The sequence below is a fragment of the Viridibacillus arenosi genome, from assembly GCF_001955655.1.
Taxonomy (GTDB): domain Bacteria; phylum Bacillota; class Bacilli; order Bacillales_A; family Planococcaceae; genus Viridibacillus; species Viridibacillus arenosi.
On sequence record NZ_MSPW01000028.1, the window covers coordinates 1 to 6,869 of the forward strand.

Annotated in this window: 7 protein-coding genes; 2 read left to right on the top strand and 5 right to left on the bottom strand. The window is 32.7% G+C overall.

The window, feature by feature from the left end:
• Nucleotides 1-203: 203 nt before the first annotated feature.
• The 4 genes from BK137_RS22485 to BK137_RS21355 all read right to left on the bottom strand — a co-directional run bounded on the left by BK137_RS22485 (nucleotide 204) and on the right by BK137_RS21355 (nucleotide 2,549).
• Nucleotides 204-374: a hypothetical protein gene (locus BK137_RS22485; RefSeq protein ID WP_164491928.1), complete on the bottom strand. Its 171-nt coding sequence runs from the start codon at nucleotides 372-374 to the stop codon at nucleotides 204-206.
• Nucleotides 375-633: 259 nt separating this feature from the next.
• Nucleotides 634-1,374: a type I methionyl aminopeptidase gene (gene map / locus BK137_RS21345; RefSeq protein WP_038185081.1), complete on the bottom strand. Its 741-nt coding sequence runs from the start codon at nucleotides 1,372-1,374 to the stop codon at nucleotides 634-636.
• Nucleotides 1,375-1,567: 193 nt separating this feature from the next.
• Nucleotides 1,568-2,188: a hypothetical protein gene (locus BK137_RS21350; RefSeq protein WP_038185082.1), complete on the bottom strand. Its 621-nt coding sequence runs from the start codon at nucleotides 2,186-2,188 to the stop codon at nucleotides 1,568-1,570.
• Nucleotides 2,189-2,321: 133 nt separating this feature from the next.
• The gene (locus tag BK137_RS21355) at nucleotides 2,322-2,549 is read right to left on the bottom strand and encodes a hypothetical protein (RefSeq protein WP_038185084.1); all 228 of its coding nucleotides are present in this window, start codon (nucleotides 2,547-2,549) and stop codon (nucleotides 2,322-2,324) included.
• Nucleotides 2,550-3,002: 453 nt separating this feature from the next.
• On the opposite strand from BK137_RS21355, the gene BK137_RS21360 reads away from it, so the two are divergent.
• On the top strand, nucleotides 3,003-4,184 hold the full coding sequence (locus BK137_RS21360) for a YhgE/Pip domain-containing protein (RefSeq protein WP_038185085.1): 1,182 nt from the start codon (nucleotides 3,003-3,005) through the stop codon (nucleotides 4,182-4,184).
• Between the two features lie 82 nt (nucleotides 4,185-4,266).
• Nucleotides 4,267-4,806, top strand: coding sequence for a PadR family transcriptional regulator (locus BK137_RS21365; protein ID WP_038185086.1), 540 nt, complete (start codon nucleotides 4,267-4,269; stop codon nucleotides 4,804-4,806).
• Between the two features lie 419 nt (nucleotides 4,807-5,225).
• Here BK137_RS21365 and BK137_RS21370 read toward each other — a convergent pair whose 3' ends face one another.
• Nucleotides 5,226-5,651: a YhfM domain-containing protein gene (locus tag BK137_RS21370; RefSeq protein ID WP_038185088.1), complete on the bottom strand. Its 426-nt coding sequence runs from the start codon at nucleotides 5,649-5,651 to the stop codon at nucleotides 5,226-5,228.
• Nucleotides 5,652-6,869 lie beyond the last annotated feature (1,218 nt).

The following is a 6,869-nucleotide window of genomic DNA, read 5'->3' on the forward strand; positions in this document are numbered from 1 at the left end:
GTCCTGTTCTTTGACTATTTGGATTATTGACGATACTTCACTTTAATATTAACACTAATTTACTTTGTTTGAAATTTAATACAAATAAACCAGAACTGAGCTTATTCAACTAAACTGCCCCGTTAGTTGAAGAAGAAAAAGATGGGACCTGTTAAATCCCATCTTAAAGTAAAAGCCCCGTTAGTGTTTACGCTTTACGCATCCTAATTTTTTAATTGTTTGGTATTTATAAAAAATGCTGTTCCCATTATAAATATACCTAAACAAACGAACATAGCAATCCCTGAATATTCACCCTCAAAAATTGTTGTGTTAACCAAAATAACAAACATCATTAGTACAAGTGATACATATAAGCCTTTAATGTATTTCATAAGTTTTACCTCCACCTTAATAGTAGTCCTGTTCTTTTACTATTTAAATTATTGGCGATATTAATATTAACATTAATATCCTTTGTTTGAAATTAACATAGAAAAGTGCCAACGCTTATTCAACTAAACTGCCCCTTTAGTTCAATAAAGAAAAAAGAGCTGCATATGCAACTCAATGATCTTCAAGTAAATCACCCGTTAGCTTAAGAAGAACAGCGACGTTATTAAACAATCGCGCCTTGTTGTGGTATTAGTGCTCTTACAATGTAGTAATAATCGGTCCTTCCTTGGTAAGGATAATCGTATGTTCGTATTGAGCCACAAAGCTTTTATCGGTTAGGCAGGTCCATCCATCTTCGGATTGGAAAACTTCCTCTTCAAATGTAGAGATCATAGGCTCAAAGGCAATTACCATACCATCTTTTAATATTTCGTTATCCCAGTGAGAGAAGTAATTTAAAATGTGTTTTGGTTCTTCATGAATCGAACGCCCAATACCGTGTCCAGTAAGGTTTTTTATGACTGTTAAGCCATGCTGTTTTGCTACATTGTGTGCAGCTTTTCCGAGCGCGCTTATTTTTGAACCTGGCATTGCCTTCTTAAGTCCAGCATCGAATGCTCCTTTAGCAACGTCACATATTTTATGTAAAATTGCCTCTCCTTCCCCTACTACAAAGGAAATTCCGGTATCTGCGAAATACCCGTTTTTTGAACCTGAAACATCAATATTTACAATGTCCCCTTCCTGAATTGCCCGTTTCCCCGGAATTCCGTGCGCTACTTCTTCATTTATGCTAATGCACGTATAACCAGGAAAATCGTATTCACTTTTCGGGGCAGATTGAGCTCCTGCTTTTTCAAACATCTTTCTCGCAATTTCATCGAGTTCTTTTGTGGTAATTCCAGGTTTCGTACTATGGACTAATTCATCTCGAATAGCAGAACAAATTTCACCAATTACCTTTAATCCAGTAAAATCCTCTTTAGTCTTTGCAACCATTATATTGTATATCCTCTCTTTTTAACGTATTTTATGATTAGTATATCATTTAATTATTTGCAGCAATGGATTTTTCTTCAAAAATCACTCTTGGACTAACCTGCCCCGTTAGTTCAATAAAGAAAAAAGAGCTGCATATGCAACTCAATGATCTTCAAGTAAAGCACCCGTTAGTTTAATAAGGAATAATAACTTATAAACTAGGTTTAATGTATTCTCCTGTTGAAGCATTAAAGCCCGCTGCTTTCATTTCTGTCTGGTCACTATTCCAACCTATCACTAATATTAGGTTAATATTTCTCTCTGTGTCTTTTTTAAGCATAAAATTATAACCTTTCGCCCAATCTTTACCAGGATAAATACTACCCATTTTCAGTGCTGTTTTAAGCAACTCTGGTGAATCATACTTAATATCTTTTATTTGTATAAACTCCTTTTTGGGATAAGGAGATGCATCATGCGTTGTTAAATCATCTGCTAAATCAATTTTCCCATTATGAATGATTACCAAAAAAAACTTATTAGTATCTGGTACTCCAAAAGCAATATTCCAATATTTTCTTTTTCCGTTACTTCCAATAGACTTCTCAGCTTTATCTTCTAAATCTATATTTACTGCATGTAATAATTGTGCATTTTCATCCCATTTCAAAGCAGAAGGATATGCTAATTCAATCGCTTGCTTTATTGATAATTCTTGGTGTTCATCGATTTCAAATTTATCTTCAGTTGATTGTAACGAACGAGCAGATAATTTCTCAACAGCACCAAATGAAATTAATAAAAGTAATGCTACAAAAACTGTTTTTTTCATTTTCTCGAACCCCTTTTAGGGGTAGTTTTTCCAAACCTTGTTCAATTATCCTGCTCCGTTAGTTCAATAAGAAAAAAGATCTGCCTATGCAACTCAATGATCTTCAAGTAAAGCACCCGTTAGTTGAATAATACTACTTGTGAGATAAAGGTTTTTCTGGTCTATTAGGGCAATATTTGCAATTAGGATCACTACATTTAGATTCAATCCAACTATTACATTTAGGACAAAAATACGTTTCAAAATCATCATAATAAACTAAATTAAACTTGCATTTAGAACAATATTTCTCTTGTTCAATTTGACCATAAAATTCAAAGTCATCTATTATGACTTTGCTATCTACTTCTTTTATTTTCATAAAAAACCTCCATAAAATTAATGAACCTGTTGCGTTAGTTCAATAAGAAATAGACTCCACTCCTTCTTGAAGTAAAGCACCCGTTAGTTGAATAAGAAAAGCGATGCTTCTTCCACAATCGCGCCCGATTGTGGAAGATAGTTTTTCAACTAAAGCCCCTGTAATTGTAGTATAGGAGGAAAACTCAAACTTTCATAATTAAAGCTCAAAAAATTGTTTTTATAGTATGGTTGTGTGTTATTTTCATCACATAACGCACGAATCCAAGTACACCATTTTAATTATTGCTGTGTCATTAGAGAAAGTTATCTAGTTTTTGCGATGCAATAAAATCGTCTCCAAGGTAAAAAACGCCCTCTTTACTTTCCTTAAATAATACTATAACATAGTAAAAGTTAAGTACTCTAATTAGAGTACTTTGAATGGAGTATATTTCTAGAAGGGAAGTAAAGTATGAAATTTAAACAGTTTACAAAGTTACAAGGCTTTGGTGCGTCTATCTTTATGGGTGTTTTTTATGCGGTCGCAATGCTATTAATCTTCTTACTAGGTTACACAGCATTACCAGGAAATATGGACGAGCTTAAAATTGCGCTTGTGAATGATGACGAGGGCGAAGCAGGAACTCAAATTGCAGATCAACTAGCAGAAAGCTTACCATTTGAAATCACAACGAATATTTCAAATAAAAAAGCGTTAGATAGATTAGGGGACAACAAATATTCGTTAGTGATTCATATTCCAGAAAACTTTTCTGAGAATGCACAATCAGGTAAGTCAGCTCAAATTGATTTCACAGTGAATGAAGCAAGCGCCACAATGGTATCTTCTTCAATGAAATCAGTCGTAACAGAAATTAATAATCAATTAAGTGCAATCTTCTCAACACAAACAGCGAAAGGCGTTCTTTTAAATATGAACGTACCTGAGGAGCAAGCAGATGCGATTGCAACACAAATTGAACAAGCTTATGTAGGCAACTACGTTATCATGAACGATGTGCCAGACGGAATGCAAAACAACATGTTACCAATGTTCTTAACGATGGCTTGTTACGTAGGGGCAATGATTGCAGCGATGCAGTTAGTACAAGCCTTCAATCAAAGCAAAGGAAAAACATCAAGAACGAAACTTTTCGGTTATGTACAATTATCAGCCCTTATCATTGCAATTGTTTCATCTATTTTCGCAGTAGGTATTGCGGTCTTAATTGCAGACTTAGATACAGATGCTATTTTCAAAGTTTACGGTCAACAAGTATTGTTATACATGGTAGCGTTTAACTTCTGTGCAATCTTCACATTCTTAATCGGTGAAGCGGGAATGATTTTAAATATTCCAGTATTACTGTCACAAACTATTGCCAACGGTGCAACAATGCCACGTGATATGATGTACAGCTACTTCGATGTAGTAAGCTATATCACACCAATGTATCATTCGGTACAATCTTACTTTGCTGTGATGTTTGGTTCAACTGAACAAGCACCATTCCTATGGGGCTTAGTATTAGTAGGTGTAGTTGCAGTACTGATTAATGCGTTAATCGTTACACTTGTACACAAAAAAGTACCTGTAGAAGCATCTGAAGATGTACCTGTAAATGTACCTGTAAAAATACAACACCAATCTTAAAAGACTAGAATTGAAGGCTTCAATCATCGCAAGAGGTTGAAGCTTTCTTATTTGTTCGGTACAGTAAAGGAGGAGGTGCCTCATGTCAATCCAAATATATATTTTAAGTAAGTTATTAGAAGGAGAAAATTATCCTTATAAGTTGAAAAAGGAATTATCAAATCCTATTCCATTCGATAAAATGGGCAACTTAACTGAAAGTAAGCTCTATTACCATTTTGAGTCACTGACAAAACAAGGACTAGTCGAACCAGGTGAGATTATTAAGGAAGAAAATCGTCCAGACAAGCAAGTTTTTGCGATCACTGTCAAGGGCCGTGAACAGCTGCCGAACAAGATTTATGAGCTATTTAAAAAGGCGAATAATATTCGGGAAATGGTTGTTGGCATCATGTTTTTACGACATGTAGAAAATGCTCTAGTTATCCCGATTTTAGAGAAAAAGCTAGAATCTTTACAAGGGAAGCAAGAACAATTACAGGCAATTTACAACCAAATCCAATTAGATGATTCAATGAAAGAAAACGCGTATTTTATCCAATCATATTATTCAGAAAACATTGCGAATGAAATTCAATGGTTAGAAAAGCTTATTAGGAAATTGAAGGACATTAAAGAATAACGGCATTTTTCATAATTATCTTTATCAATCTAATAAGCGAAGATCAAAGCAAAATACCAACTCTGATGTCAGACATTATATAGTATAAAAATAAGGGATAGAGGAGCATAATAGGAATTGCTCCATCTATCCTTTTTTGTACTACAAATTACTTCATTTACTTCAACAAATTGATTATTTAAATAGGCTGTTTTCTCAACGATTGTTGCTATAAAATAGTGGGTCTTATTCAACAATATGGTCCGATTGTTGAACAACAAGTTTAAACACTCTTCAACTAAACTGCCCCGTTATTTCAATAAAGAAAAAAAGAGCTGCATATGCAACTCAATGATCTTCAAGTAAAGCACCCGTTAGTTGAAGAAGGATTAAAGTTCAAAATTCCATTCAAACTCTTTTTAAATATTTGTACGGTCCAATCACAAATCAGAAGGCTTTTCTCCTGTTAATATTTCAAATAAATCAGTAGAATCCTCTACGTTTAATTTAACATACTGATTATCACCTCTCACGATCTCTACTTTATCTTTATTTGGACTTATCCAAATTTTATATAACACTACTTTTGCTGACATCTTATCACTTTTAAATCGAAACCAAAAGTTGTAATCAGCAGGATGTTCCATTTCTACTTTGGCGTTTTTCCAATCAACCTCATCTAATATATCTTTCACCTTTTGAACTTGCTTATTATCAGTAATTTCTCTAAATTCTTCATATTTATTTTCATTACCAATACGCTTTTCAACTTCTATATTTTTACCTTTGTCTTCTATTCCAGAACAACCCGTGATAACAAATAAAATTATTGCTAATGCAACAAATAAAGTCTTTGTAAATTTCATATGAACTCCCCTTTTATTTAATAAGTCGAACTTCGTTATAAAAAATTCCATTTAATTCGTCAACAGTAGCGTTAGCGGAATGAATTTAAGAAGGATGAATTTAAGGAGTTGATACATGAGATGATTTTTCAACACATGATGTAACAAATTCCTTGTTCAACTAAACTGCCTCGTTAGTTCAATAAGAAAAAGGCTCTACTCCTTATTGAAGTAAAGCACCCGTTAGTTAAATAATATTTTTAATCCAAGTCATCATTCGGAGAACTTGGAATGGTTCAAACCAAGTAACTAAAAATAATATAATGAAAAAGGTAGTAAGTGATATATATTTTACACTTCCTTTTTCCCTTTTAGAGATAGCAAAAAAACAAAATACAGTCCCTAGTATTATAAAAATAACTCCAGTAAGTACAATAGGTTCAAAATAACCGTCTATTAACCAGTTTAATGTGAAGAAAAGAAGCCCTATAAATATAAAGACTATTGAGCTTATACTGAATCGTTTCATATACGTACACCCCTATTAGTTCAATTTATATATATGACCTTAAAATTCCATAAAAGTTCCAATTACTGTTCAACTAAACTGCCCGTTAGTTGAATAAGGTTGCAAGCAATTTAAGTAACGATTTGGTTGTCTGGTAGCTAAAATCAAATTATACAAAATGAGGAACCACCTTTTGTTAAAGTTAACTCAAAGAGGATTCCTCATTAATTTTAAGTATGATCTTTTCTACTATCTCTACTTACCTTATTCTTCATCCTAAATACTATAACACCTTGTATTATGAATACAATTAATAGGACAACTATATTAGAAACACCATATTGTAATAATGAAAAGATATAAAAAACTGGGACTGATGATAATATTGAGATATTTTGATTTTTAGTTAAAATGAATATTATAGTTGAAATGCATGAAGTAACAAATAAAAGCTCAATAATGTTCCAAATAATATTAGCATCTAGTAAATAATATAAATCATTGATGTATGATATTGTAAAAACCTCCAAAATTAAAAATATTAATATACAGATTTCCCTTTTAACTATTAATTCTACGAAATAGGGTATAACTCCTTCTTGAAGTAAACTGCCCCGTTAGTTTAATAAGAAAAAGAGATACTAATTAAATAACGCCCGATAACAGAAGATAAAACTATTCTCTATCTTGCAAACAATTTTAATGCTTTTTTAGAAATCAAGGAAATATGG

What these genes read in the sequence shown, in the direction of transcription:
- BK137_RS21355 (WP_038185084.1), bottom strand. Translation starts at nt 2,549, where the DNA reads ATGAAAATAAAAGAAGTAGATAGCAAAGTCATAATAGATGACTTTGAA.
- map (WP_038185081.1), bottom strand. Translation starts at nt 1,374, where the DNA reads ATGGTTGCAAAGACTAAAGAGGATTTTACTGGATTAAAGGTAATTGGT.
- BK137_RS22485 (WP_164491928.1), bottom strand. Translation starts at nt 374, where the DNA reads ATGAAATACATTAAAGGCTTATATGTATCACTTGTACTAATGATGTTT.
- BK137_RS21370 (WP_038185088.1), bottom strand. Translation starts at nt 5,651, where the DNA reads ATGAAATTTACAAAGACTTTATTTGTTGCATTAGCAATAATTTTATTT.
- BK137_RS21360 (WP_038185085.1), top strand. Translation starts at nt 3,003, where the DNA reads ATGAAATTTAAACAGTTTACAAAGTTACAAGGCTTTGGTGCGTCTATC.
- BK137_RS21350 (WP_038185082.1), bottom strand. Translation starts at nt 2,188, where the DNA reads ATGAAAAAAACAGTTTTTGTAGCATTACTTTTATTAATTTCATTTGGT.
- BK137_RS21365 (WP_038185086.1), top strand. Translation starts at nt 4,267, where the DNA reads ATGTCAATCCAAATATATATTTTAAGTAAGTTATTAGAAGGAGAAAAT.